Below are 22,445 nucleotides of genomic sequence, written 5' to 3'. Positions count from 1 at the left end.
TGCCGGGGGCGGATGCCCGCAGCCCGTCGATAAGCGGGTATCCTTGACGCCTATGAGCACAGGTATGACTGCACAGATCGGCATCGAGACGTTCGGCCGCGTCGGGGTCGCCATGGTCACTCCGTTTGACCAGGACGGCGCCCTGGACTTAGGCCGGGCTCGAGAGCTTGCTGCGCACCTCGTGGACAACGGCATTGATTCCCTCATCGTCGGGGGCACTACGGGTGAGTCTCCCACCACCACCGTGGCGGAGAAGACTGAAATGCTAAAGGCCGTTAAGGACGAGGTGGGCGACAGGGCACGAATTTGCGCTGGTGCGGGAACTAATAATACGGTGTCTTCCGTAGAGCTTGCCCGCACCATGGCCAACGCGGGGGCGGATAGCCTCTTGGTTGTGACCCCGTATTACTCCAAGCCTTCGCAGGCGGGAGTCCTGGCGCACTTCACCGAAATTGCTGGCGCCACCGATCTGCCAATCTGCGTTTACGACATTCCTGGTCGCTCCGGTATCCCGATCCACGCGGATACGTTACGCCGGCTGGCTGAGCTGCCCACCGTCGCGGCCGTGAAGGACGCGAAGGGCGACCTGCCACTCGGTGCCCAACTAATGCAAGAGACCGGACTGGCGTGGTATTCCGGTGATGATCCGCTCAACCTCCCGTGGCTTGCCATGGGGGCCAGCGGTTTCATCTCGGTCATTGGCCACGCAGCCCCGCGGGCTCTTGTGGAGCTTTATACTTCCTTCTCAGAAGGAAACCTTGCCCGTGCAAGGGACATAAACGTAAATACTCTGGCCCCGCTCGTTCACGCCCAAGCGCGTCTGGGCGGCGCCACCTTAGCCAAGGCGGCCCTGCGACTGCAGGGAATCGACGTCGGCGAACCGCGGCTGCCTATTCTGGCAGCCAATGAGGATGAGCTGACCGAACTCCGCCGCGATATGCAACAAGCTGGAGTCCTATAAGTATGACTGAATCTCGAAACCGTGCCCGGAAAGTGACCCGCAAGGCGGGCCCGCCGACGGGCGAAGAAGCAGCCTCCAACGAGGCGGCATCGCCGGTATTCCAGGCCCCGCAAAAAACCGGCAACGACTCTGCCGGGGCAGAGGGCGGCAACGGAAACAACAACGACAACAACGGCGGTGAAGGCAACAACAACGGCGGCAACCGCCGTTCCAACCGCTCCCGTGGTTCCCGCGGTGGCCGCGGTCGCGGCCGGGGCGGCAATAGCGGCAAAAACAACCACGGCAATAACAACGGCAACGGCAAGGGCGGAAAGAACAATCGCAACAACAACCGGGGCCGTCGCAACGTGCCCAAGTCCATGCAGGGAGCGGATCTGACCAAGCGCCTGCCGGAGCCGCCGAAGCAGGCCAAGGGCTCCCTGCGCATCTACGCGCTGGGTGGCATCTCCGAGATCGGCCGCAACATGACCGTCTTCGAGTACGACGGTCGCCTGCTGATCATCGACTGCGGCGTGCTCTTCCCGTCCTCGGGCGAGCCGGGCGTGGACCTGATCCTGCCGGACTTCGGCCCGATCGAAGACCGCCTGGACAAGGTTGAGGCCCTCGTGGTCACCCACGCGCACGAGGACCACATCGGCGCTATCCCGTGGCTGCTGAAGCTGCGTCCGGATATCCCGATCGTCGCCTCCCGCTTCACCATCGCGCTGATTGCGGCCAAGTGCAAGGAGCACCGCCAGAGGCCGAAGTTCGTCGAGGTCAACGAGAAGTCGGACGTTAATTACGGCCCGTTCCGCGCGCGTTTCTGGGCCGTCAACCACTCCGTGCCGGATGCCCTGGGCATCATGCTGGGCACCCCGGCCGGCAACATCATCCACACCGGCGACATCAAGATGGACCAGACCCCGCTGGACGGGCGCCCGACCGACCTGCCGGCGCTATCGCGCTACGGCGACGAGGGTGTGGACCTGATGCTGTGCGACTCCACGAACGCCAACGTCCCGGGCGTTTCCGCCTCGGAGGGTGATATCCCGGCGACCTTTAAGCGCCTGGTGGCCAACGCCCGCCAGCGCGTCATCATCGCGTCGTTCGCGTCCAACGTCTACCGCGTGCAGGCGGCTATCGATGCCGCCGTGGCCGCCGACCGCAAGGTCGCCTTCAACGGCCGCTCCATGATGCGCAACATGGAAATCGCGGAGAAGATGGGCTTTTTGAAGGTCCCGCGCGGCACCATCGTGCCGATTGACGAGGCCGCCAAGATGGCCCCGCACAAGACTGTCCTTATCACCACCGGTACCCAGGGTGAGCCGATGGCCGCGCTGTCGCGCATGGCCCGCCGCGAGCACCGCCAGATCACCGTCCGCGACGGCGATCTCATCGTTTTTTCCTCCTCGCTCATCCCGGGCAACGAGGAAGCCGTCTTCGGCATCATCAACATGCTGTCGCAGATTGGCGCCGAGGTCGTGACCAACAAGGAGGCCAAGGTTCACGCCTCCGGCCACGGTTACGGCGGCGAGCTGCTCTTCCTCTACAACGCCGCGCGCCCGAAGAACGCCATGCCGGTCCACGGCGAGTGGCGCCACCTGCGCGCCAACAAGGAGCTGGCCATTTCGACCGGCGTCGACCGCGACCGCGTCGTGCTGGCGCAGAACGGCGTCGTCGTCGACCTGCACAACGGCCGCGCCCAGGTCGTGGGCCAGATCCAGGTCGGTAACCTCTACGTCGACGGCGTGAACATGGGCGAGGTCGACGCGGACACGCTGGCCGACCGCACCAACCTGGGCTCCGGTGGCGTGGTCTCGATCACCTGTGTTATCGACAACCGCACCTCCCGCCTGATGGAGCACCCGACGGTCGCGACCACCGGTTTCAGCGAAGACGATCGCTCCGTGGTCCCAGAGGTGGCCGAGCTGGTCGAAAACACCATGAACGACCTGGTCGCCGAGGGCGAGAACGACACCTACCGCATGGTGCAGAAGATTCGCCGCAAGGTCTCCAAGCTCATGGATTCCAAGTACAAGCGTGAGCCGGTCATCTTGCCGACCATCGTGCCCACTTCGGGCGACGGTTCGCTGATTGATGACGACGAGGTCCACAGCGCCCGCGAATCCCTGTAGCGCTTAGTCCGCGCACTTGCTCCCCAGCTCCCTTCCCACGCTTGAAGGGATATGCTGGGGAGCATGTCTTTTTCCGGTACTGAAAGAAACCGACTAGCCGATCTCCTCATCGACCTAGGCCCCGACGCGGATACCCTGTGCGAGGGCTGGACCACCCACGACATGGCCGCCCACCTCTGGCTGCGGGAGCACCGCCCCGATGCGGCCGCCGGCATGTTTATCTCGGCGCTGAGTGGCCACCTGGACACCGTAACCAAGCGGGTAAAGAGCTGCGACTACGTGGAGCTGGTCAACGCCTGGCGCGCGGGCCCGCCGAAGTGGAGCCCGTTCTTCGTGCTGGACTCGAAGCTGAACTTTGCGGAGAATTTCATCCACCACGAGGACGTGCGCCGCGCCAACGGTCAGACCGAGCCGCGGGAATTCTCCGCGGTGGTCGACGACGAATTTGCCGCCACGCTCCAGCGCTTTGCCCCACTGATGTTGAAGAAGTCTCGGATGCCCGTCATCCTGCACCCGGCGGGCGGGCGCCGGATCGTGGCCGCGGACAAGCGGGGAGTGGCCGAGCGCGGCGACGCCGTGGTGACTGTCTCCGGGCAGCCGGCCGAGTTGCTGCTGTGGGTCTACGGTCGGGACGCAGCCCAGGTCGATATCGCCGGCGACGAGCCCGCCATCGTGAGGTCTAGTCTTTAGGCTTGACCACAACTTTTCTTGGTGAACTGTGTGTTGTGCCTGTGATTAGTGGGGTATAAGCGGCTAGAGTTACAGGCATGTCTGTCAAGAATGCCTCGTCTCGCCGCAGTAGTTCCCCTGGCCGCAACAAACCATCGCCGGCTAAGCGGGCGCGTCCGGCGGGCCGTGGCAAGGCGCCCGAGACGTTAGCGGTATCCAGCGCTGCCGAGAGCGAGCACCCTCGCACCGGCAGCGCTTTCCGTGCGGTCGGGCACGGGGTTGGGGCCATGTTTTCGGCCACCGCCCGTGGCGTGAGCCGGGGCCTGGCAAGCCTGAAGCCCAGCGACGAAGACTTGCTGGACGAGGGTAACGCCGGTAACGATCATAGCGACGGCGCTGCGGCGCCGGTCGAGCAGAACACTAAGCGGCCGCGCCACGCCAAGAGAAAGAAGTCAGAAATTACGCCTGAGGCAACCCCGTCGAAAAGGTCGAAATTGGAAGAAGAGATTGACGAATACGACGCGCTAGACACCGAAGAGGACGGCGCGGAGGCCGGCATATCCATCGGCAACCCGGACGCGGTTGGCCTGATCCTTCTTGGGCTGGCCGCGGTGATCGGTGCCTCTGTGTGGCTGGACATCGCCGGCCCCATCGGCGCCGGCATCGCCACCGTGGTCCACCTCGTCATCGGTGCGGGCGCACTCGTGCTGCCTGTCGCCCTGGTTGCCCTGGCTCTGGTGCTCATGCTGCGCATCGGCGGGCCCTCGGGCGGTATCCCGCCCCGGGTCATCCTCGGCACGACCCTGATTGTGGTCTCCATGCTGGGGCTTATCCACATCTTTGCCGGCGATCCCACCGAGTGGGCCGAGCGCATGAGTGCCGGCGGCGCCGTAGGTGCCTGGACCGGCGGGCTGCTGGCCCTGGGATTCTCGGGCTACGTGGCCGTGCCTCTGCTCTTCCTCGTCATTGTCTACGGCGCGCTGAAGGTCACCGGCATTACCGTGCGCGAGGCGTGGGATCTGCTGGTTGATACGATTTCCGGCCTGCGCGGCAAGGACGCCGCGGAGGAGGACGTCGACGACGACGCCTACGGACAGGTCAGCGACCACATCGACGATATCGCTGCCGGCCGTAACACCGAGCGCCGTTCCACGGCCCGCCGGGCCACCGGGCGCCTGCTGCCCCAGAAGCCGAAACCGGCCCCGCAGTCGGGCCCGGGCGCAAGTTCTGCTGCCGCGGCGTCCCCGGCTTCTGCCTGGAGCTCCTCGGAGGCGGAGACCACCGCCCTGAACAACCCCGGCCGACCGGCGGGGAGCAAGTCCAGCCAGCGCGACGAGCTGGCGGATACCAACGAGATCCCGGTCGTGCGCGACGCTACCCCGGAACCGGAAGACCTGTTTAGCGCTTCCCAGGACGCCGGGGCCGCGGAGCCCACGCGCACCCTGGACGCGGGCGCGACGTCGACGCCGCGCGCGACCGCTGCTCAGTCGAAACCCGGTGACGCGGTCTCGGCCTCGCGGGAGGCCATGCGCCAGGCGATTATCGCCCGCTCCGGTCAGGACCCGGCCAGCGGGAAGGCAGCCGACGAGGAAGAGCCGGCGGCAGAGCCTGCCGCGGCGCCTTCTGCCGCGACCCCGGCGCCGACCGAGGACGGTGACTACGACCTGCCGACGACGGACCTGCTGACCGCGGGCACTCCGGCGAAGGAGCGCACCGAGGTCAACGATCACATCATCGCGGCCATCACGGACGTCTTCGAGGAGTTCAAGGTCAACGCCCAGGTGACCGGCTTTAGCCGCGGGCCGACAGTGACCCGCTACGAGATCGAGCTGGGTCCGGGCGTGAAGGTCTCGAAGGTGACCAACCTGCAGTCCAACCTGGCCTACGCCGTGGCTACCGACAACCTGCGCCTGCTCACCCCGATCCCCGGCAAGTCCGCCGTGGGTATCGAGGTGCCGAACCCGGACCGCGAGATGGTGCGCCTGCGCGAGGTTCTCGACGCCCCGGCGACTCGCGCGCAGACCGACCCGATGCTTATCGGCTTGGGCAAGGACATCGAGGGCGACTTCGTCTCGGCCTCGGTCAAGAAGATGCCCCACCTGCTGGTGGCCGGTGCTACCGGTTCCGGTAAGTCGGCGTTCGTGAATTCCATGCTGGTCTCCCTGCTCACGCGCGCAACGCCGGAGCAGGTTCGCCTCATCCTGGTCGACCCGAAGATGGTTGAGTTGACGCCGTACGAGGGCATCCCGCATCTCATCACCCCGATCATCACGCAGCCGAAGAAGGCTGCGGCGGCCCTGCAGTGGTTGGTCGAGGAGATGGAGCAACGCTACTTGGACATGAAGTCCGCGCGGGTGCGCAAGATCGAGGACTTCAACGCCAAGGTGCGCTCCGGCGAGTACCAGGCCCCGGCCGGCTCGCAGCGCGACGTTCGCCCGTACCCGTACATCGTCTGCGTGGTCGACGAGTTGGCGGACCTGATGATGACGGCGCCGAAGGAGATCGAGGACTCCATCGTCCGCATCACCCAGAAGGCCCGCGCGGCCGGCATCCACCTGGTCCTAGCTACCCAGCGCCCGTCCGTTGACGTGGTCACCGGTCTCATCAAGACCAACGTGCCGTCCCGTCTGGCGTTCGCTACCTCCTCGCTGACCGACTCCCGCGTCATCCTGGACCAGGGCGGGGCGGAAAAGCTCATCGGCATGGGCGACGCCTTGTTCATCCCGCAGGGCGCCGGCAAGCCGCAGCGCCTGCAGGGCGCGTTCGTCACAGACGAGGAAGTCCAGGCCGTGGTCGATGCCGCCAAGCAGCAGGCCCAGCCGAACTACACCGAGGGTGTTACCGAGGAGAAGCAGGATAGCAAGAAGAAGGAAATCGACGACGATATCGGAAAGGATATGGACGACCTCCTGGAGGCCGTCGAGCTCGTCGTTACTTCCCAACTCGGCTCTACCTCGATGTTGCAGCGCAAGCTGCGCATCGGCTTCGCCAAGGCCGGCCGCCTGATGGATCTGATGGAATCCCGCGGCGTCGTGGGGCCCTCCGAGGGCTCGAAGGCCCGCGAGGTGCTCACCAAGCCGGAGGAGCTCGAGACCATGCTGTGGTACATCAAGGGCGCCGACCCGGCTGACGCTCCCAAGGAGGTGCAAGAGGAAATGGCACAACAGGAAGCTGCGGGTGCCGGCGGTGAGACAGACACCAGCCCGGATGGGGCACCTGCCGGTGGGGAAGATACCCGCACCGTACAGGCGACCTACAACCCGTCGTCGGGGGCGTTTTAAGGCCCCGGCGGGCCGGCTCGTGTAGGATTAAGCGAGTCTTGGAGGGGAGTACCCCATCCTTCGGCGCTGATCGTCAACACGGCAGCGGCAGCGCACACTGCCCGCTCCCGGTCGCGCCGGCCTGGGTGCCCGGGCGGGGGAGACCTCCGGTCCATTTTTTGCTGCAACGACCGGAGGGATAAGTGCCATGAGTGTACCCGTATGGATTTGGCTGCTAACTAGCGCAGTCATTCTCGGATTTTTCGTCTTTGATTTCTACTCGCACGTGCGTACCCCGCACGAGCCCACCCTGAAAGAATCCGGTCTGTGGACCGCCTTCTACGTCGCATTGGCGCTGCTGTTCGGCGTAGTCATCTGGGTCCTGTGGGACCACGAGCACGCCGTACAGTACTACACCGGTTACGTGACGGAGAAGGCCCTGTCGGTCGACAACCTCTTCGTCTTCGCCCTGATTATGGGTGCGTTCAAGATCCCGCGGAAGTACCAGCAGAAGGTGCTGCTCATCGGCATCGTGCTGGCGCTCCTCTTCCGCCTGATCTTCATCCTGCTGGGCGCCGCGGTCATCGCCGCGTGGTCGGACGTGTTCTACCTGTTCGCCATCTTCCTCCTCTACACCGCCATCAAGCTGATCGTGGACGAGGTTCGCGACGCTCCCGAGACCGATCCGAACGACATGGCGGTCATCAAGGTGATCCGCAAGGCCATCCACGTCACCCCGCGCTACCACGGCGACAAGCTCATGCACCGCGAGGAATCCGGACCCAAGAAGGGCAAGCTGGCGCTGACCCCGCTGTTCGTGGCGCTGGTGGCCATTGGCCTGATTGACATCATGTTCGCCTTCGACTCCATCCCGGCCATCTACGGCATCACCTTGGAAGCGTTCTTGGTCTTTACCACCAACGCCTTCTCCCTGATGGGCCTGCGCCAGATGTACTTCCTGCTCGACGGCCTGTTGGACCGCCTGGTGTACCTGCCGTACGGCCTGGGCATCATCCTGGGCTTCATCGGCGTGAAGCTGCTGCTGCACGCCCTGCACGAGAACAATCTGCCGTTCATCAACGGCGGCGACGACGTCCCGGTGCCGGAGGTCTCCACAATCTGGTCGTTGATCATCATCGTGGGCGTCCTCGTCATCACGGTGTTGGCGTCCATCTGGAAGAACAAACGCGACGAAGCCCAAGGCGGCATCAAGGTTTCGCACAACCACTACGACTGGGACGAGGAAGGCAACAAGATTGTCCGCGACAAGCGCGGCCACCTCATCGGCAAGGCCGACGAGGTCGCCAGCTCCGAATTGCCTTAGAGCCGAAAATGGTTGGTCGGTGCGCTAGCGCACCGATTCACACCTGAGCGTCCCGAGCGCGATCTTTCGAAAGCCCATATCTACACTGCTGATGGGAGGGGAATCTGGCCGGGCGTATGTCGCTGCGGCGCCGGAATAAGAGAAGGCGCAGGCTAGAAAATCTTGGTGACGGGGTTCCACTCGCGGAAGCTGCGGCGGGTGACCACGCCCGAGGTGTGGAACGGGTCGTCGTCCATGATATTGATGGCGTCGGCGACCTGGGCGTCGTCGTCTAGCTGCAGGATGATTAACGCGCCGCCGGCTGAATCCGGGTGGGGGCCGGAGCCGACAATGAGGCCCTTCTCGTGCAGGCTGTTGACGAATTCGCGGTGGGCGGGGCGCTGCTCCGACACAAGTGGGTTGGTGGGGGCGTAGTCGTAAAAGGTGGCGAAATACTTCATGCTGTCATTTTAGTTTTTCCGCGCCCGCCCCGGCGGCTTTCTTGAGGGACTAAATCCGTCCTGGTCCATTGTGGATGAGATTTTGCTCGAACAACTAGCGGCGGTTTAGCTTAGTTCGCCCCGCTATTGCCCGGTGGGCCCCGGTTTGGGCTGCGGCCAATAGGAAACTATCTAAAGCAGGTAAGATTGCAGGCGTGAGTCAACCAGGAACTAGGTCATCCAACCCCGGCCCAGCGCACAGCGGCGGCGGGGGCTTGAAGCGCGGCGGGGAGAAGCCCTCCAATTGGAACCTGCCCAACATCCTGACTAGCCTGCGAATCCTTTTCATTCCGGTCTTTGCCTGGCTCGTGTTGGCTGAGCATCAGTGGTGGGCGTTCGCTGTCTTCGTCCTGCTGATGATTACAGACAAGCTTGACGGCGACATCGCCCGGGCCAAGGGACTCATCACAGATTTCGGCAAGATTGCCGATCCGATTGCGGACAAGGCGTTGATGACCACGGCGCTGGTCTCTCTAAATATCATCGGGGTCCTGCCGTGGTGGATTACCGTGGTCATCCTGGTGCGGGAGTTCGGCATCACCATCTGGCGCATGGTCATGCTGCGACGCGGTCTGGTGGTCCCGGCTTCCAAGGGAGGCAAGCTCAAGACCGTTCTGCAGTCGCTGGCCGTGGCCATGTATCTGTGCCCGCTGCCCGACTGGATGAATATCCCGACGCTGACCGTCATGCTCTTGGCCATGGCCGTCACGGTTGTCACGGGCGTGCAGTACCTGGCGGATGCCCGGAAGCACAATGCCTAATCCTGCTGGCCCAAACCCCGCCGCCCGCGAAGTGGTGACCGCGCTGAAAGAGCGCGGCGAGACCGTCGCCTGGTGCGAGTCCCTGACCGCGGGGCTGGGCGCGGCCACGCTCGCCACGGTGCCCGGGGCATCGGCGGTGCTGCGCGGGGGACTGGTCACCTACGCCACCGAACTCAAGACCACGCTAGCCGGCGTGGACCCCGCGCTCATCGAGGAAAACACTGTTATCTCCGCTGCTGTGGCGGAGGCGATGGCCGCGGGGGCACGGATGCGGTGCGGCGCGGACTGGGGGCTGGCCTTGACCGGCGTGGCTGGGCCCGACCCGCAGGACGGGCACGCGGTCGGCGAGGTCTGGGCGGGGCTTGCTGCCCCGGATGGCTCCCAGCACTCCTGGCAAGTGGGAGGGGCAGAGGGCCTGAGCGGAACCAGGGAAGAGATCCGGGCCGCCGCCGTGGGCCAGACGCTGACCAGAGCGGTCGAAAAGATTCGAAATTTTCCCCGCCGATAGGGAACAAAGTACGTTACTGAGCCGTTGGAACTAGTGATGAACACTACTACCGCACTGCTGGATACCCCCACCCGCTCCCATGCCGCGCCGTTAAACGAGCCGTTGCTGCGGGAGGCCCTGGGCTTGAGCCTGCGTGCTTTCCGCGCGGACAAGTCCGTGACTCTGCGCGAGCTCGCCGCGGTCGCCCACGTCTCCCCGGGCTACCTGTCCGAGCTCGAGCGTGGCCGCAAGGAGGTTTCCTCCGAGATGCTTGCGGCAGTCTGCGGTGCCCTCGACGTGTCGGTGGCCGATGTACTCATCGAGGCCGCCGGCTACATGGCGCTGCCGTCGGTGGATGAAGAACTGGCGCAGACCGCCCCGGCTGCCTCCGAGCTTTAGCTCCCCTTACGCCGCCTATTGGCAGCGTGTGCCCACCATTTTCGCTACGATGGTGGGTCGAAGCACTACTGAGCAATCGATATGTTTAAAGAAAAGAGGCCCTTGGCTCATGGCTAACCCATTTTCCAAACTCTGGAAGTACCTGATGGCTTTGTTTGACTCCAAGATTGAGGAAAACGCCGATCCGAAGGTCCAGATCGAGCAGGCCATCGAGGACGCTCAGCGCCAGCACCAGGAACTGTCCCAGCAGGCCGCGGCCGTCATCGGTAATCAGCGCCAGTTGGAAATGCAGCTGAACCGCCGCCTGGGCGAGATCGAGAAGCTGCAGGGCAACACCAAGCAGGCCCTGCAGCTGGCCGACAAGGCCCGCGCCGACGGTGACGAGACTAAGGCGGTCGAGTACGAAAACGCGGCTGAGGCCTTCGCCGCGCAGCTGGTGACCGCGGAGCAGTCCGTCGAGGACACCAAGAAGCTGCACGACCAGGCCCTGCAGCAGGCAGACCAGGCCAAGAAGGCCGTCGAGCGCAACGCTATGACGCTGCGCGAGAAGGTGGCGGAGCGCTCCAAGCTGCTGAGCCAGCTGGAGCAGGCCAAGATGCAGGAGAAGGTCTCCGAGTCGCTGAGCAGCATGAACGAGCTGTCTAACGGCTCGACCCCGTCGCTGGACGCCGTTCGCGACAAGATCGAGCGCCGCTACTCCAAGGCTTTAGGCCAGGCCGAGCTGGCTGAGAACTCCGTCGAGTCCCGCATGCAGGAGGTCCAGCAGGCCGGCGTGCAGCTGGCCGGACACTCCCGTCTGGAGCAGATTCGCGCGGAGATGAACGACTCCAAACCGGTCGAGTCGGGCCAGAAGAAGCAGCAGCTTGAGGCCGGCCAGAGCACCGGTGGCAACGCCCAGTCGGCGGCCGACCAGGCTGCCCAGCCGGAGGTCAGCAACGACGCCGTGGAAGCCCGCCTGCGCGAGCTGCGCGGGGAATAATCCGCACTAGCTACTTTGCTTAGCGTCAGCGCCCGCTGACAGGCACTAAGCCCCCAGCCATCCCGAAGAGGGAAGCTGGGGGCTTGGTGTGTTGCGGACTAATCGCCGACGCCGCGGGCGGCTAGTGCCTCGCCCATGGCCTGGGCCCGGCGGATAGAGCGAATGACGACCGGGGTGGCAAAGGCCATCACGGACATGTTCGCCCCGCGGGCCTTGCGGGCGTCCAAGACCTCGCCGACGGTCTCGAACATCAGCGGGATGAGTCGGATGGTCAGGGACATCGCCAAGCTGATGGTCTCCACGGGCAGGCCGAATCGCGCCAGGGGAGCGAGGGTCCGCTCCATCGACTCCATGATCTCGTCCACCGTCGAGGTGAGAGTAAGCAGGAAGGCGACCTCCATGGCCGCGAAGATAGTCAAGAACATCACTGCCGCGTACTCGAAGTCGCGCGACCACCATTGGAAGGCCGCCAGCGGAACGAGGATGAACAAGGGCGGGGTGAGCTGGCTGGCGATGATGGACGGCGGGACCTGGGCCAGGGCGTAGGGGATAGCGCCTACCACCACCGCGGCTAGGGCCCAGGGGATGGTCTTGATGAAGATGCTGGTGACCAAGATAAAGACGATGATGATGGCCAGCTTCACCGAGGGGGAGAGCCGGTGGACGATGGTGTTCTTATCGACGTAGACATTCAGCGGTATGTTTTTGCGCCGCACGAGCGTTGACTCCTTTGCCTTAGAGCGGGCGGGCTGCCATGAGGTCGCGGTAGAAGCTCAAGACCTCCGCCGGCGGGCCGTCGGCGGCGACCTGGTGCTCGTCGATGCAGATGACGCGGTCGAAGTCGGTGAGGAAGTCCAGGTCGTGCGTGACGACGATGAGCTGCTGCTCCAGGCTGGAAAACTCGCGCCGGATGCGGTCGCGGTTGCGCAGGTCCAGCAGGGTAGTGGGCTCGTCGGCGAGGATCAGCGTGGGTTCGATGACGAGTACGGCCGCGAGTGCTAGCATCTGCTTCTGCCCGCCCGACAGGGTGTGCGGGGATTGCTCCGCTAGGTCCGTCAGCCCGAAACGCTCCAATGCGGCGTCGACGCGGCGGTTGCGCTCCTCCTTCGACAACTTGAAGCGGCGCAGGGAGAAGGCGACGTCGTCGCGCACCTGCGGCATGACGATCTGGTTCTCCGCATCGGAGAAGACGAAACCGATTTTCTTGCGCAGCTCCTTGCCGTTTTCTTCGACGTCGAGGCCGTCGACCGTCACCGTACCGCTGGTCGGCTCGCCCAGTCCGTTGATAAGACGGGTCAGGGTGGACTTGCCGCCACCGTTCGCGCCGATGATGCCGATCCGGTGCTCGTTAAGCTCCAGGCAAATATCGCGGAGGACCTCGGTCTCGTCGTAGGTGACGCCGACGTGGTCGAACTTAATTGTTGGCACGGCGGTCAGCTCGTCGCTTGGTAGCGCCCATGAGATCCGGGAAGGCGGCGTGCACGCCGTACGCGATGATGATGGCGACGACGAGCTTCGCGGAGTCCACCGGGACGAAGGCGAACTGAGCCACGGTGGCCTCGGTCAGCGAGAGGCCGGAGCGGACCATCAGGCCGATCGCGCCGCAGACGTACTGGGTGAGCAGGGCCACGACGCCGGCCAGGATGAAGATGCCGATGCGGGCGCCCTTGGCGCGCGGGGCGCGGTAGGCGATGGAGCCGGCGACCCACGGGGAGATCACGTAGCCGATGATGTAGCCCACGGTCGGGCCGGCCAGGGCGCGCAGCGTGGTGCCGCCGCCGGCCAGTACCGGAAGGGCTAGTCCGAGGAAGAGGAAGAGTAGACCGACGGCCAGGCCTCGCTTCCCGCCCAGGACGAGGCCGGCCAGGATGATGGCGGCGTTTTGCAAAACGATCGGGACGCCGGCGGTACCGACGGGGATGGAGACAAAGGCCAGGACAATGACGAGGGCGGTAAAGACCGCCACGTAGGCCAGATCGGAGGCCAGAGTATTCTTCTTCATGCCCGAAAACCCTAGCAGCGAACAGACAATCTGCAGGAAACGACCACTTTTGAACGGTGTTCATGCAGGATAGAGGCACCCCCGCTTTACCCCCATGTAGTGAGGGGTCAAACGTTTTTCTCTCCGTCCGCCGGGTTGTTTGAGCGCGGAGATAACGCGGTAGGATGGCGGGCATGCGTTTGACGGAGTATACCCAGCTTATTACGGACGAATTCGGGGCGGAAAAGACCGCCTGGATTTCCCATTCGCATGTCTTGGCCGAGTTCGGGGATACCGCGGACGCGCTTATCGAACGCGGCGTCGATCCGGGCAAGGTCTGGGACGGGTTGTGTGACGACTCTAGCATCCCGGAAGAGCGTCGACTGGGCGTGGATTATCCGACTGAATGACGCTTGGACGGCGTGCCGCATTCGAAATTCGAACAGGCGTGCGTGTACTATGAGGTTGGTGTCCGTCGGTGGCATTAGGTTTTACGTTGTAAACGCCAGCGCGCGGGAACCTACCGGCTAGCCGGCGGAGTCTAAAAGTTAAGGCCGCGGGTTTATCCGTGCGCTGAGTTATAAACGCGAAGTGCTCTAAGTGCTCAAGCCCCCAAAAGACTTGTTAAAGAAAAGGTGAGTTAGAACCATGGCTGCTAAGAAGAAGTCCGCTAAAGCCACCGGAAATAGCGCGGATGACCGCAAGAAGGCGCTAGATGCCGCGATGGCCATGATCGAAAAGGATTATGGCAAGGGCGCGGTCATGCGACTGGGCGATGACAACCGCCCGCCCATCCAGGCGATCTCCTCCGGCAACACCGCCATCGACATCGCGCTGGGCATCGGCGGCTTCCCGCGAGGCCGCGTGGTAGAGATCTACGGCCCGGAGTCTTCCGGTAAGACCACGGTGGCCCTGCACGCCATCGCGGAGGCCCAGAAGGGTGGGGGCATTGCCGCCTTTATTGACGCCGAGCACGCCCTCGACCCGGAATACGCCCGCCTGCTGGGCGTGGACACGGACAACCTGCTGGTCTCCCAGCCGGATACCGGCGAGCAGGCCCTCGAGATCGCAGACATGCTGGTTCGCTCCGGCGCCATTGACATCATCGTGGTGGACTCCGTTGCCGCGCTGACACCGAAGGCGGAAATCGAAGGCGAGATGGGTGATAGTCACGTCGGCCTTCAGGCCCGCCTGATGTCGCAGGCGCTGCGTAAGATGACCGGCGCCCTGTACAGCTCGGGCACCACCGCCATCTTTATTAACCAGCTGCGCGAAAAGATCGGCGTCATGTTCGGCTCCCCGGAGACGACCACCGGCGGTAAGGCCCTGAAGTTCTACGCCTCGGTGCGCTGCGACATCCGCCGCATCCAGACCCTGAAGGACGGCCAGGACGCCATCGGTAACCGCACCAAAATGAAGATCGTGAAGAACAAGGTTTCCCCGCCGTTCAAGATCGCGGAGTTCGACATCATGTACGGCGAGGGCATCTCCCGAGAGTCCTCCATCATCGACCTGGGCGTCGAACACGGCTTCATCAAGAAGTCCGGCTCCTGGTTCACCTACGAGGGCGACCAGCTGGGGCAGGGCAAGGAAAAGGCCCGCAACTTCCTGAAGGAAAACCAGGACCTAGCCAACGAGATCGAGAAGAAGATCTTCAAGAAGCTGGGCGTGGGCGCCGACGCCGCCAACGCGGACGAGGAAGTCGCCATGGACGTGCCAGGCACCGACGATGACCTGTCGGATGAGTCGGTGGGCTTGGTGCCGAACGTCGACTTTGACGACGACGATCAGGACTAGGTAGATGCCGCAGCCATCGACGGACAAGATCGCGCGGCTGCAGCGCGCCCTGGACGATTACGCACACGGCAGGGGCGAGAGCGATCTCTTCGATAAAGAAGCCGAGGAATCCAAGTCCAAAGTCCGCGAGCGCGCCTTGCGGCTGCTGGATCAGCGCTCCCGCTCGCGGCATGAGCTCGCCCAGCGCCTAGAGAAGCTGGAATTCGACCCCGCCGTGGTCGCGGACGTCGTGGATGATTTGTCCCGGGTGGGGCTTATCGATGACGCCGCTTTCGCCCGCGAGTGGGTGCGTCAGCGCCACCAGGCCCGCGGGAAGTCCACCCGCGTGCTGGATCAGGAGTTGCAACGCAAGGGCGTCGGTGCCGAGGAGCGCCAGGAAGCGTTGGAGCAGATCGACGCCGCCGACGAGCGCGCCATGGCTTGGTCGCTGGCGCAAAAGAAGGCCCGTGGCGTGAAGGCCGTGCCGGCGGATCAGCACGAGCGGGACAAGGCGCTGCGGCGCATCGTCGGCGTGCTGGCCCGCCGCGGATTCCGAGAATCTGACTCGCTGGATCTGGCGAGGAAGGCGCTGGCCGAGCGCGAGGCCGAACTGGAAGCCTAGGCCCCGGGCGGTTATGAAATGGCCTGGTTGATCATTAAAATGAACCGGCGTGACTAACCCCATGACTGAAAACCCGCGCACCTACGAGGTGCGCACGTTCGGCTGCCAGATGAACGTGCACGACTCGGAGCGTATCTCCGGCCTCCTGGAAGACGCCGGTTACGTGGCCGCCTCGCAGGAGGCGGAGCCGGATCTCATCGTTTTCAACACCTGCGCGGTGCGCGAGAACGCCGACAAGCGTCTCTACGGCACCCTGGGCTCGCTGAAGCAGACGAAGGAAAACCACCCCGGCATGCAGATCGCCGTGGGCGGGTGCCTGGCGCAGAAAGACAAGGACACCGTCTTGACCAACGCGCCGTGGGTGGACGCTGTTTTCGGTACCCACAACATGTCCGCGCTGCCGACGCTGCTGGAGCGCGCCCGTCATAACGACGAGGCGCAGATCGAAATCGTTGACGCGCTGGAGGCTTTCCCCTCGGTGCTGCCAGCCAAGCGCGAGTCCGCCTACTCCGGCTGGGTGTCTATCTCCGTCGGCTGCAACAACACGTGCACCTTCTGCATCGTGCCCTCGCTGCGCGGCAAGGAAGAAGACCGCCGGCCCGGCGACATCCTCGCCGAGGTCCAGGCGCTGGTCGACCAGGGCGTGTCCGAGGTGACCCTGCTGGGCCAAAACGTCAACGCTTACGGCGTCCACTTCGCCGACCCAGAACTGCCGCGCGACAAGTACGCGTTTTCCAAGCTGCTGCGCCTGGTGGGCCAGATCGAGGGTCTGGAGCGCCTGCGCTTTACCTCCCCGCACCCTGCGGAATTTACCTCCGATGTCATCGACGCGATGGCGGAGACCCCGGCGGTCTGCCCGCAGCTGCACATGCCGCTCCAGTCGGGCTCGGACAAGGTGCTCAAAGACATGCGCCGGTCCTACCGCACAAAGAAATTTCTCCGCATCTTGGATGAGGTCCGCGAGAAGATCCCGCACGCGGCGATTACCACCGACATCATCGTCGGCTTCCCAGGCGAGACCGAGGAGGATTTCCAGGAGACCATGGAGCTGGTGCGCAAGGCGCGGTTTAGCTCCGCGTTCACGTTCCAGTACTCCCCGCGGCCGGGTACCCCGGCGGCGGAGATGGAACAGCAGATCCCTAAGGACGTCGTCCAGGACCGCTTCGAGCGCCTGGTGGCCCTGCAGGATTCCATCCAGGCCGAGGAGAACGCCCAGCTGGTCGGCACCGACGTGGAGCTGCTCGTGCAGGCCACGGGCGGTCGCAAGAACGACCAGACCCACCGCCTGTCCGGACGGGCACGCGACGGCTGCCTGGTCCACTTCGCCGCCGTGGACGGCGACGGTAACGATATCCGGGACGAGATCCGCCCCGGCGACGTCGTGCACACCACGGTGACGGACTCCGGCTCTTTCTTCCTAGTAGCCGACGCCGGGGTAAGCTCCCACCGCCGCACCAAGGCCGGCGACATGTCGGCCGCTGGCCAGACCCCGACCACGGCGCCGGTAGGTGTCGGCCTGGGGCTGCCGTCGGTGGGTCGGCCCGCCGAAACCCCGGCATCCGCTCACGGCGGGTGCTGCTAAGCAAACCGAGTAAGGTCGAAGACTGTGACTGATTCAAATCGCCCGCAGACGCCATCGCCCAATTCGGAAGTAGAGCAGCCAGACTCGCTGCTCTACATCGAAAACAACAAGGAGAAGCAGGCCGCCGCCGCGGCGGAAAAGCGGGCGGCGCGCACCATGGACCTGCGCGGCCAGACCGTTACCCTCTGGGTGGCCGTAGCTTTGTTCGTGGCCTACCTGCTGCTGCCGCACGCTGGCCCCGCCCGAGGTTTCCAAGTGCTGAGCGGGCAGTCCGGCGAGGTGGAAATCTCGATTGTGGAATACGTCTTCGCCGTGCTGATGACCCTGGGCGTCGGCGTGCTGACTACCCTGACGCTGCTTACCCGCCGGGCCGTTTTCGGCCTGGCCGGCTGGATGATGGCGACGGTAGCCTTGGCGGTCTCGCTGTTCATGTTCTGGGTGCGCGGCACCCAGGACTACGGGGTCGGCATCGGCGCCGTGTGCGGGGTGGTCGCCTGCGGCCTGACGTTCATCGCCTACTGCCTGGTCGCCCTACGCCGCAGCCCGGAGCAGCAGGAGGCCCAGGAACGCGCCCGCGCCGCCGCCGGGACCATGGACGAGGTCGGGCAGGTCCAGAACCGCATCCGCGCCACCGTGGCCCCGGACAGCAACCCGCTGCTGGTCGATGACCGCCGCCAGCAGGCCGCGGCCCGCTACCGCCGCGATCACGGAGGGAATAGCGCGAACTAAGCGGGCGCCCTAGAGGTCGCGCTGCCAGGCCGTGGTGACGGCGATGGGCTGGCTGCCCAGGCGCGCGTGCAGTGCCCGGGAGGCCACGTCGCTAAGCGCGGCGGATCCGTAGACCCGGTTGAGTTCCGGCCAGTACTCGCGCGCCATAACTAGCGCGGCCCGCGCGGTCGCCGTGGCCAAACCCCGGCGGCGCCAGCCCCGGTCGGTGACCATGAGCGTCCATTCGGCGATCTCCGCGTGCCCGCCGTGGTGGCGGCCGCACTCGACGAGGCTGCGCACGCGGCGGGTGGCCCCGGTGGCATCGATAGCCGCCACGAGGACGGTCTCGGACCGGCGCTCGTGCACGCGGCGGCGCGCCTCGTTGAGCCGGTCGGCAGTCCAAGCCACCGGCTCTACGGTCATCTCCCCGTAGTCGGCGTCCTGGGAGGCCACCGTGAGCAGCTCGACGACTTGCGGCTCGATATCGGCGGGCAGGTCGTAGTTGTGGAAGGCAGCGAACTGCCACCCCTCGGGCAGGCCGGGGAGAGCCGGGGAGTCCGCGGTGAGCGGTTCGCCCGCCTCCGTTATACGGGTGACCAACTGGGTCTCAGCGTGCCGGCGGCTAAAGCGACTGCGCGTGAAGACCTCCGCGAGGGATGTAGGCAGGACCTCGTCGTCCGGCGCGTGCATCATTCCGGTGAGCACGCGGGCACGGCCCAGGCGCTGGGCGAGCTCGCAGCCGGTATCCAGCATCCAGGCCAAGAGATCCGCGGCCTCCGACTCCAGCGGGGTGCCCGGCAGCGGGAGGTAGCCCGCGTCTAAGACGCAGTCGAGCTCGACGTTGTCCCGGTCCTCTAGCTGCGGTCGGCTGAGCTGGATAAAGCCCACGTAATCTAGCTCCGGTGTTTCACCGGTGCTGGCCAGCAGCGGGTAGCCCAGCGGGGAGAGCTCGCCGACGGGCACGGGGCCGGAGACCACCGCGAAAAGTTCGGTGAGCATCTCCGGGGTGCCGCACAGCGCCTGCAGCGCCAGCTCCGCGGACATGGAAGCCGCCGGATCCCCGGTGGCTTCCTGGGCGGCCAGGTTCGACAGGAAGCTCAGCGTCCGGATGGCGTCGCTGGGCTCGGCGAAAACCGCCGGCTGGCCCGGAGCAACCGGGCGGCCATCGGTGGTGCGGGGAGCGGCGAGGTAGGCGAGGTGCAGGTGGGAGAAATCAGGCACGGGTTTTACTGCTCGTCCAGCACCGCGGCGGCGGTCTGGGCCCACTGCTCCCACTGCTCGGCCTGGGCGCGCAGCTTCTTTTCCTTCTGCGCGTTGCCCTTGGAGGCGGCCGCATCCGCCTGCTGGTTAAAGTCCTGCGCCCGGGAGCGGAACTGATCCACGCGCGCCTGGGCCTCCGGGTCGGTGCGGCGCCACTGGGACTCCTCAGCGTCGGAGACGCGCTTTTCAACCTCGGCGATTTTGTCCTCGTACTCGCGGATCTGGTTGCGCGGGACGAAGCCTACCTCCTCCCACTTTTCCTGCAGCTCGCGCAGCTTGGCCTTGGCGGTGTTGAGGTTGGCCGCCGGGTCGATCTGCGGGGAGTACTCCGCCAGCAGCGCGTCCTTGGCCGCGGCGTTGGCGGCGAATTCCTTGTCGCGCTCCGCGTTGACCTGGTTGCGGGCGTTGAAGAAGTGGTCTTGGGCGGCGCGGAACTGCTTCCAGAGGCGATCGTCGACCTCGCGCGGAGCGCGGCCGGCGGCCTTCCACTCTTGCATCAGGTCGCGGTAGGCGCGGGCGGTCGGGCCCCAGTCGGTGGAGTTCTGGAGCGCCTCGGCGCGCTCGACCAGCTCTTCCTTCTTCTTGCGGGCGGCGGCGCGGGAGCGGTCCAGCTCCGCGAAGTGGGAGCCGCGGCGGCGGTTGAAGGCGTCGCGGGCGCGGGAGTAGCGCTTCCATAGCTGGTCATCGGTCTTGCGGTCGATGCCCTTGATGGTCTTCCACTCGTCCAGGATGGCGCGGATGCGATCGCCGGCGGCCTTCCACTCGGTGGAGTTTTCCGCGATCTCTTCGGCCTCGGCCGCGAGCTTTTCCTTAGTCGCGATGGCCGCAGCGCGGCGTTCGGCCTTGTCGGCCTGGGCCTTCTCGCGCGCGGCGGCGGAGTGGTCCATGATGGCGGCCAGGCGCTTGTCCAGCGCATCCAGGTCGCCGACCACGGCGGCGGTGGCCAGGTCCGCGCGCAGGGTGGCGGCGGTGTCCTTGATGGAGTCGGCCTCCTGCGGGTTGGCCTTGAGGCGGGCCTCGAGCAGCTCGACCTCGGTGGCCAGGTCGTCGTAGCGCTTGCCGAAGTGGGCCAAGCCCTCGGCGGCCGTGCCGGCCTGCCAGGAGCCCACGGCGCGCTCGCCGTCACCGGTGGTGACGTAGACGGTGCCGTCGTCCGCCACGCGGCCCCACTTGGACGGGTCGGACTTCGGCGTCTGGGACAGTGCTACCGGCGCGGCCGGCTTTGCCCCGGGCCGCGCGGTTTGACCCGGCTTCGGGGCCTGCGGCCGAGGGCCGGGCTTCGGCATGTTGCCCGGGTGCGGTTCCTGTGATTGAGGGGCCATGAGTCAAACACCATCCTTGTGCAAAAATCGCCGCCGCGCGACACGGCTGCCTTTAACGGGAGTATGCGATTTCGCGCCCAAAAATTGCGCGAAGTGCCGATTCATTACTTTACCCGGTATTGACCCGCCACGTGCGGACTCCCAGCCGGCCGGGTGAACTGTGGGCCAGCCCCGCCGGCGGCTAAGATTATCCGCGTATGTCTACCCTCGTGATAATCCCCGGTTCCCCCGCCTTGGTGCGTGAACTCGCGCCCAGCGACGCCGCCGGAGCCCAGCTGTTCGACCACGCCCGGGCGGCATTGGGGCAGACGGCAGCTAAGCTACGCGCGCACGCCGCGGCGGAGCATGCCCGCGTGCCGGTCGACGTGGTCTGCTCGCAGGCGCCGCGCTGGCGCACCGAGCACGCCGGCTCCTTCGCCGCCTGGGGCGCCCCACACGTCCGGGTGTCGGCCGGGCATTACCTGGCGGAGCTGGCGGCCCGTTACGTCACCGAGCCTATCGACGGGGTAGAGGTGCGCGCCGTGCGCGAGCACTTAGGCGCACCCGACCCGCAGGCCATCACCGTGGTCGTCGTCGACGGCAGCGCCGGGCTGGACGCCCGCGCCCCGCTGGCCGAGCTGCCCGCAGCAGCCGCGGCGCACCAGTGGTGCTGCGAGCTGCTTGGAGGAGGCAGCACCAACCCGCACGCGTGGGCCGCGGGCCAGCTGTCCGCGGCCGGCATCGTCGAGCCCGCGCTCTGGCTGGAGCTGGCCGAGTGCGCCTCCCGCCAGGGCCTGCGGGAGGCGGAGCTCATCGCCGCCGACGACTCCCTGGGCGTGGGGCGCTACGTCGCGCGCTGGGAGGTGGACTAATGCTGCCCACCCCTATTGCCGTGGTGGGGCCGACGGCCTCCGGCAAGTCCGCGCTCGGCGTGGCCCTGGCGCACGCGCTCGACGGGGAAGTGGTCAACGTTGATTCCATGCAGCTGTACCGGGGCATGGATATCGGCACGGCCAAGCTCTCTGTCGAAGAGCGCGAAGGTATCCCGCACCACCAGCTGGACGTCTGGAACGTCACGGAAACCGCCTCCGTGGCTCGCTACCAGGCCGCGGCCATAGCCGACGTGGAAGACATCCAATCCCGGGGCAAGACCCCCGTCCTGGTCGGCGGGTCGATGCTCTACGTCCAGTCCTTGGTCGACGATTGGCAGTTCCCGCCCACGGACCCGGACGTCCGCCAGAAATACGAAGACCTTCGGCTAGACATCGGCACGGCGGCCCTGCACGACCTGCTGGCCGAGCGGGACCCGCAGGCCGCCGAGACCATCGAGGACCAGGACCCGCGGCGCACCGTGCGCGCCCTGGAGGTCATCGAGCTGACCGGCCGGCCCTTCCAGGCCAGTCAGCCGCCAAAGAATGCCCCGCCGCGCTGGGGGACCCGGCTGCTGGGGCTGCACGCCTCGGCCGAATGGCTCAACCCGCGGATTGAGCTGCGCACCCGGCAGATGTTCGTCCAAGGCCTGGTCGGCGAGGTCGAAGGCCTCAAAGAGGAGGGCCTGCAGGCAGACTCCACGGCCGGCCGGGCCATCGGCTACGCGCAGGTCTTGCAGTACCTCGACGGCCAGCTCTCCCTAGACGAGGCGGAAGAAAAGACCGTCTTCGGCACGCGCCGCTACGTGCGGCGCCAGCGCTCCTGGTTCCGCCGGGACAAGCGCATCTACTGGTTAGATGCGGCCGGCGACACCTTTGCCGAGGCCCGGCAGGCCTTAGGCCTGGGCTAGTA

At 65.6% G+C, this 22,445-nt stretch carries 22 protein-coding genes; 16 read left to right on the top strand and 6 right to left on the bottom strand.

Annotated features, from left to right (window positions below; translation table 11 throughout):
* Positions 1-52: 52 nt before the first annotated feature.
* The 5 genes from dapA to CCONF_RS07140 all read left to right on the top strand — a co-directional run bounded on the left by dapA (position 53) and on the right by CCONF_RS07140 (position 8,328).
* Entirely contained in the window at positions 53-961 is a 909-nt protein-coding gene (gene dapA, locus CCONF_RS07160) for a 4-hydroxy-tetrahydrodipicolinate synthase (protein WP_290222165.1), read from the top strand.
* Between the two features lie 2 nt (positions 962-963).
* Complete coding sequence (locus tag CCONF_RS07155; protein WP_290222163.1) at positions 964-3,075, top strand: ribonuclease J; 2,112 nt, start codon at positions 964-966, stop codon at positions 3,073-3,075.
* A 63-nt stretch (positions 3,076-3,138) separates the two neighbouring features.
* Entirely contained in the window at positions 3,139-3,765 is a 627-nt protein-coding gene (locus CCONF_RS07150) for a TIGR03085 family metal-binding protein (protein WP_290222162.1), read from the top strand.
* A gap of 77 nt (positions 3,766-3,842) precedes the next feature.
* Positions 3,843-7,025: a DNA translocase FtsK gene (locus CCONF_RS07145; RefSeq protein WP_290222160.1), complete on the top strand. Its 3,183-nt coding sequence runs from the start codon at positions 3,843-3,845 to the stop codon at positions 7,023-7,025.
* Positions 7,026-7,212: 187 nt separating this feature from the next.
* The gene (locus CCONF_RS07140; RefSeq protein WP_290222158.1) at positions 7,213-8,328 is read left to right on the top strand and encodes a TerC family protein; all 1,116 of its coding nucleotides are present in this window, start codon (positions 7,213-7,215) and stop codon (positions 8,326-8,328) included.
* A 152-nt stretch (positions 8,329-8,480) separates the two neighbouring features.
* Here the strand turns inward: CCONF_RS07140 and CCONF_RS07135 are convergent, their stop codons facing one another.
* On the bottom strand, positions 8,481-8,768 hold the full coding sequence (locus CCONF_RS07135; RefSeq protein WP_290222156.1) for a YciI family protein: 288 nt from the start codon (positions 8,766-8,768) through the stop codon (positions 8,481-8,483).
* 185 nt (positions 8,769-8,953) lie between these two features.
* Between CCONF_RS07135 and pgsA the strand changes: the two genes are divergently transcribed.
* The 4 genes from pgsA (at position 8,954) to CCONF_RS07115 (ending at position 11,433) form a co-directional block, all read left to right on the top strand.
* Positions 8,954-9,568 carry a CDP-diacylglycerol--glycerol-3-phosphate 3-phosphatidyltransferase gene (pgsA, locus tag CCONF_RS07130; RefSeq protein ID WP_435384100.1) on the top strand — a complete coding sequence of 205 codons (615 nt, stop codon included), beginning with the start codon at positions 8,954-8,956 and terminating at the stop codon, positions 9,566-9,568.
* Positions 9,561-10,076, top strand: a complete 516-nt coding sequence (locus tag CCONF_RS07125; RefSeq protein ID WP_290222154.1) for a CinA family protein — start codon at positions 9,561-9,563, stop codon at positions 10,074-10,076. The genes pgsA and CCONF_RS07125 overlap by 8 nt, the downstream gene beginning before the upstream one ends.
* A gap of 36 nt (positions 10,077-10,112) precedes the next feature.
* Entirely contained in the window at positions 10,113-10,454 is a 342-nt protein-coding gene (locus tag CCONF_RS07120) for a helix-turn-helix domain-containing protein (RefSeq protein ID WP_070768471.1), read from the top strand.
* Positions 10,455-10,563: 109 nt separating this feature from the next.
* On the top strand, positions 10,564-11,433 hold the full coding sequence (locus CCONF_RS07115) for a PspA/IM30 family protein (protein ID WP_290222150.1): 870 nt from the start codon (positions 10,564-10,566) through the stop codon (positions 11,431-11,433).
* Between the two features lie 98 nt (positions 11,434-11,531).
* Here the strand turns inward: CCONF_RS07115 and CCONF_RS07110 are convergent, their stop codons facing one another.
* The 3 genes from CCONF_RS07110 to CCONF_RS07100 are packed head-to-tail and all read right to left on the bottom strand — an operon-like array spanning position 11,532 to position 13,435.
* Complete coding sequence (locus CCONF_RS07110) at positions 11,532-12,149, bottom strand: energy-coupling factor transporter transmembrane component T family protein (protein ID WP_290222148.1); 618 nt, start codon at positions 12,147-12,149, stop codon at positions 11,532-11,534.
* Positions 12,150-12,168: 19 nt separating this feature from the next.
* Complete coding sequence (locus CCONF_RS07105) at positions 12,169-12,861, bottom strand: energy-coupling factor ABC transporter ATP-binding protein (RefSeq protein ID WP_290222146.1); 693 nt, start codon at positions 12,859-12,861, stop codon at positions 12,169-12,171.
* On the bottom strand, positions 12,848-13,435 hold the full coding sequence (locus tag CCONF_RS07100; protein ID WP_290222143.1) for a biotin transporter BioY: 588 nt from the start codon (positions 13,433-13,435) through the stop codon (positions 12,848-12,850). Before CCONF_RS07100 ends, CCONF_RS07105 begins: the two co-directional genes overlap by 14 nt.
* 173 nt (positions 13,436-13,608) lie before the next feature.
* Between CCONF_RS07100 and CCONF_RS07095 the strand changes: the two genes are divergently transcribed.
* From CCONF_RS07095 to CCONF_RS07075, 5 genes are all read left to right on the top strand, one after another.
* Positions 13,609-13,824 (top strand): DUF3046 domain-containing protein, encoded by a 216-nt coding sequence (locus CCONF_RS07095; protein WP_290222141.1) that lies wholly within the window; start codon positions 13,609-13,611, stop codon positions 13,822-13,824.
* Positions 13,825-14,062: 238 nt separating this feature from the next.
* Positions 14,063-15,211 carry a recombinase RecA gene (gene recA / locus CCONF_RS07090; RefSeq protein WP_290222138.1) on the top strand — a complete coding sequence of 383 codons (1,149 nt, stop codon included), beginning with the start codon at positions 14,063-14,065 and terminating at the stop codon, positions 15,209-15,211.
* A gap of 4 nt (positions 15,212-15,215) precedes the next feature.
* Positions 15,216-15,812 carry a recombination regulator RecX gene (gene recX / locus CCONF_RS07085; RefSeq protein WP_290222136.1) on the top strand — a complete coding sequence of 199 codons (597 nt, stop codon included), beginning with the start codon at positions 15,216-15,218 and terminating at the stop codon, positions 15,810-15,812.
* Between the two features lie 61 nt (positions 15,813-15,873).
* Positions 15,874-17,394, top strand: coding sequence for a tRNA (N6-isopentenyl adenosine(37)-C2)-methylthiotransferase MiaB (gene miaB, locus CCONF_RS07080; RefSeq protein WP_290226327.1), 1,521 nt, complete (start codon positions 15,874-15,876; stop codon positions 17,392-17,394).
* Positions 17,395-17,418: 24 nt separating this feature from the next.
* Entirely contained in the window at positions 17,419-18,123 is a 705-nt protein-coding gene (locus tag CCONF_RS07075) for an Rv2732c family membrane protein (RefSeq protein WP_290222134.1), read from the top strand.
* A 9-nt stretch (positions 18,124-18,132) separates the two neighbouring features.
* Here CCONF_RS07075 and CCONF_RS07070 read toward each other — a convergent pair whose 3' ends face one another.
* Complete coding sequence (locus CCONF_RS07070; RefSeq protein WP_290222132.1) at positions 18,133-19,323, bottom strand: GNAT family acetyltransferase; 1,191 nt, start codon at positions 19,321-19,323, stop codon at positions 18,133-18,135.
* A 5-nt stretch (positions 19,324-19,328) separates the two neighbouring features.
* Positions 19,329-20,684, bottom strand: a complete 1,356-nt coding sequence (locus CCONF_RS07065) for a DUF349 domain-containing protein (protein ID WP_290222129.1) — start codon at positions 20,682-20,684, stop codon at positions 19,329-19,331.
* A gap of 197 nt (positions 20,685-20,881) precedes the next feature.
* On the opposite strand from CCONF_RS07065, the gene CCONF_RS07060 reads away from it, so the two are divergent.
* Together CCONF_RS07060 and miaA are read left to right on the top strand one after the other, a co-directional pair.
* Entirely contained in the window at positions 20,882-21,535 is a 654-nt protein-coding gene (locus CCONF_RS07060) for a hypothetical protein (RefSeq protein WP_290222127.1), read from the top strand.
* The gene (gene miaA, locus CCONF_RS07055) at positions 21,535-22,443 is read left to right on the top strand and encodes a tRNA (adenosine(37)-N6)-dimethylallyltransferase MiaA (protein WP_435384064.1); all 909 of its coding nucleotides are present in this window, start codon (positions 21,535-21,537) and stop codon (positions 22,441-22,443) included. Before CCONF_RS07060 ends, miaA begins: the two co-directional genes overlap by 1 nt.
* The last annotated feature ends 2 nt before the right edge of the window (positions 22,444-22,445 follow it).

Source organism: Corynebacterium confusum (assembly GCF_030408715.1).
GTDB lineage: Bacteria > Actinomycetota > Actinomycetes > Mycobacteriales > Mycobacteriaceae > Corynebacterium > Corynebacterium confusum.
Note: the sequence above shows the minus strand (reverse complement) of the source record. Positions and strands in the feature narration are given on the sequence as shown.

Coding starts and splice junctions, on each gene's coding strand:
- dapA (WP_290222165.1), top strand. CDS start 53: ATGAGCACAGGTATGACTGCACAGATCGGCATCGAGACGTTCGGCCGC.
- CCONF_RS07155 (WP_290222163.1), top strand. CDS start 964: ATGACTGAATCTCGAAACCGTGCCCGGAAAGTGACCCGCAAGGCGGGC.
- CCONF_RS07150 (WP_290222162.1), top strand. CDS start 3,139: ATGTCTTTTTCCGGTACTGAAAGAAACCGACTAGCCGATCTCCTCATC.
- CCONF_RS07145 (WP_290222160.1), top strand. CDS start 3,843: ATGTCTGTCAAGAATGCCTCGTCTCGCCGCAGTAGTTCCCCTGGCCGC.
- CCONF_RS07140 (WP_290222158.1), top strand. CDS start 7,213: ATGAGTGTACCCGTATGGATTTGGCTGCTAACTAGCGCAGTCATTCTC.
- CCONF_RS07135 (WP_290222156.1), bottom strand. CDS start 8,768: ATGAAGTATTTCGCCACCTTTTACGACTACGCCCCCACCAACCCACTT.
- CCONF_RS07125 (WP_290222154.1), top strand. CDS start 9,561: ATGCCTAATCCTGCTGGCCCAAACCCCGCCGCCCGCGAAGTGGTGACC.
- CCONF_RS07120 (WP_070768471.1), top strand. CDS start 10,113: ATGAACACTACTACCGCACTGCTGGATACCCCCACCCGCTCCCATGCC.
- CCONF_RS07115 (WP_290222150.1), top strand. CDS start 10,564: ATGGCTAACCCATTTTCCAAACTCTGGAAGTACCTGATGGCTTTGTTT.
- CCONF_RS07100 (WP_290222143.1), bottom strand. CDS start 13,435: ATGAAGAAGAATACTCTGGCCTCCGATCTGGCCTACGTGGCGGTCTTT.
- CCONF_RS07095 (WP_290222141.1), top strand. CDS start 13,609: ATGCGTTTGACGGAGTATACCCAGCTTATTACGGACGAATTCGGGGCG.
- recA (WP_290222138.1), top strand. CDS start 14,063: ATGGCTGCTAAGAAGAAGTCCGCTAAAGCCACCGGAAATAGCGCGGAT.
- recX (WP_290222136.1), top strand. CDS start 15,216: ATGCCGCAGCCATCGACGGACAAGATCGCGCGGCTGCAGCGCGCCCTG.
- miaB (WP_290226327.1), top strand. CDS start 15,874: ATGACTGAAAACCCGCGCACCTACGAGGTGCGCACGTTCGGCTGCCAG.
- CCONF_RS07065 (WP_290222129.1), bottom strand. CDS start 20,684: ATGGCCCCTCAATCACAGGAACCGCACCCGGGCAACATGCCGAAGCCC.
- CCONF_RS07060 (WP_290222127.1), top strand. CDS start 20,882: ATGTCTACCCTCGTGATAATCCCCGGTTCCCCCGCCTTGGTGCGTGAA.
- miaA (WP_435384064.1), top strand. CDS start 21,535: ATGCTGCCCACCCCTATTGCCGTGGTGGGGCCGACGGCCTCCGGCAAG.